This is a genomic window from Ligilactobacillus acidipiscis DSM 15836, from assembly GCF_001435755.1.
Taxonomy (GTDB): Bacteria; Bacillota; Bacilli; order Lactobacillales; family Lactobacillaceae; genus Ligilactobacillus; species Ligilactobacillus acidipiscis.
Window position 1 is genome coordinate 1 of sequence record NZ_AZFI01000424.1, and the last position, 258, is coordinate 258.

The 258-nt window shown below is 37.2% G+C and carries 1 protein-coding gene; it reads left to right on the top strand.

The features are described 5' to 3' along the window. Nucleotides 1–258, top strand: a 258-nt coding sequence (locus FC65_RS11320) for a LysM peptidoglycan-binding domain-containing protein (protein ID WP_156408664.1), incomplete at both ends; no start/stop codon positions are given.

A 258-nucleotide genomic window follows, 5' to 3' on the forward strand; every position in this document is an offset into this window, starting at 1 on the left:
TTCTGACCCGAACAAAATTTATGTTGGACAAAAATTAGTTTTATATAGTAATGGCGGTGGTAGTGGGACTGTCGTTTACACTGTTAAATCAGGAGACACACTAAGTGGCATTGCGCAAAATTTTGGTGTCTCAGTATCAAACTTGCAAACATGGAATAATATTTCAAATGCAAATGAAATTTACGCAGGTCAAACCCTTTTGATTTATAACTCTAATGGTGGTGGTGGAGCTAAAGTTTCTTACACCGTTCAGTCTGG